This is a genomic window from Paraburkholderia atlantica (assembly GCF_009362785.1).
In the GTDB taxonomy this organism is placed as follows: Bacteria; Pseudomonadota; Gammaproteobacteria; order Burkholderiales; family Burkholderiaceae; genus Paraburkholderia; species Paraburkholderia atlantica.
In genome coordinates this window covers 1-1,887 of record NZ_WHNQ01000162.1, presented here as the reverse complement: position 1 = coordinate 1,887, position 1,887 = coordinate 1, and the positions used below count along the sequence as shown (strand labels likewise).

The following is a 1,887-nucleotide window of genomic DNA, read 5'->3' as shown; positions in this document are numbered from 1 at the left end:
GAGCGCCAAACTTCTCGCGCCATCAGCGGATCGTCTCATAGTGACCGCGACACCCCGTTCGAGCCACACCTCGTCGACGTCCAGAAGGCTCAGGCTGCCCCGAAAACCTCACCGACCCGCCCAGCTGATGACGATGGCAGGGAAGCTGTGCCCGTGATGAAGCGATTTCGTTTTCTTCACCACTTCATTCTGTCGCTGGCCTACCGTCAACCTGACAATGCCGGTGCAAGTTGAGAGGCGCCACTAAGTGCAGCGTTCCTCTGTGAGGATTAAAAAATTCCTATATAACCCATCAAAACAATTTGATGGCGCGTAACCCGTCTACTGGCTATCCCCTGCCCGGTTCGCTCGTAATAATTTCGACTCACGGCTTGGTGCAGCGAGCGACGTCCAAAGAATATTTATGCAAAACTACAGACTGATATTAGCGGTGCTCGCTTTTGGCAGCGCGCCCGCGAGTGCGCAGTACGATGCCACTCGCTGCACGTATGTCCATGATGGCCAGATAACATGTGCCGCCTACCAAACCAAATTCGCCTTGGCGTTGTATCGAGCTCACGACGGCTCGAGCCGCATTTATTTCAGACCTATCTGCTACCGGTGGACCGCGATCCGTTTCGCAAGGAATGCAGGGGCATATGCTCGCGCCATTCTTCACCGGTGACGCACGGGTCGAAGCGTCGATTACAGTGAGCGTCGCGATGGCAAGTCTTGGATCGAGATCTGGCACGGTCGCTATCGCGGGGCCACATTCGCAGACAACCTCGGGACGACCATTGGGGACCCGTTGCGCGGAAGCGCTGCTGCCTGGGATGCAAGACGCAGACATCTATCCGCCTGAGGGCTTGCTTGAATACGATCCCCTCCTTTGGCAATCCGAAGAGCCGAAGCAGTACAAGATAACCAAGCTGCCGGTCGTGACCATCATCGCGGCAATTCGGGCGTGCCCTTTCATGAAATCGGGCAGCTCGCAGTTTCGCGCTTACAAACACTATCTGGCACACGAACAACGGCGACTGCTAGGATTGCGGCAACGCAATGGGGGGCGTTCAAAAGTGTCAATGCCACCATGCCGACCGTCTACTGACATTACAAGATGAGAAACTTGAACACCTCATTGCACGCAGTGCCGTCCGTAAACGATTCTGGGCTTTCTTGCCTGATCATGATGGCGATGTTGCATGGCCTTCCGGTTGATGAACCTCAGTTGCGCCACCAATTTGGGAACGATCTCTTTGGCAACCAGTTGCTGTTGTTGGCAGCCAAGGAAATCGGTACGACCGCAAAGCTAGTGCATCAGTCCGTGGATCGGATTAATCGCGCTCCGCTCCCAGCCATCGGTATCGACAACGACGGGCAGTATTTCATCGCTGGCAAATACGATACCGGTGGCGCAGAGCCGCGAATGGTGATGCAACGGCCGGGTAGTGCACCAATTCTTGTTCCATTGAACGAATTAATCGGATTATGGTCCGGGGAGCTAATTCTTTGCACGAGTAAAGCTAGTTTCGCTGGAAAACTGGCTAAGTTCGACTTCACGTGGTTCATTCCTGCGATCGTAAAGTATCGGAGCCTGCGGAGCGAAATTTTATGGCTCTTTTGAAATTTGAATGGGTTATGCCGCGTGCGGATTGATCGACGCGAAGTTGAGCTTGCCGGCGATCAGGAACAGCACGGTGCGCATAGTTTCGAGGTTTGCGTAGCCACGAGCGCGTCGCTTGGCGGCTTGAAACAGGCCGTTGAGTGCTTCCAGAAAGCCGTTGGTCTGGCGCGTCTGGGTCCATGCGACGATGCCGTCGAAATGCTTGCGTATCATGCGGGCGACCTCCTTCATCGGTTCAACCTTGGAGCGCATCACGTTGGTACACCACTGCTCGAGCATCGCAC

Annotated in this window: 3 protein-coding genes; 2 read left to right on the top strand and 1 reads right to left on the bottom strand. The window is 55.0% G+C overall.

The genetic code is table 11. The features are described from left to right. The coding region (locus tag GCT19_RS44280) for a hypothetical protein (RefSeq protein WP_227749437.1) at positions 1-234 on the top strand (234 nt) is incomplete at its 5' end. An 871-nt stretch (positions 235-1,105) separates the two neighbouring features. Beyond that, the gene (locus GCT19_RS41820) at positions 1,106-1,603 is read left to right on the top strand and encodes a cysteine peptidase family C39 domain-containing protein (protein ID WP_193727542.1); all 498 of its coding nucleotides are present in this window, start codon (positions 1,106-1,108) and stop codon (positions 1,601-1,603) included. A 12-nt stretch (positions 1,604-1,615) separates the two neighbouring features. Here GCT19_RS41820 and GCT19_RS41815 read toward each other — a convergent pair. Continuing rightward, positions 1,616-1,887: transposase (locus GCT19_RS41815; protein WP_193727426.1), on the bottom strand; the 272-nt coding region annotated here is incomplete at its 5' end.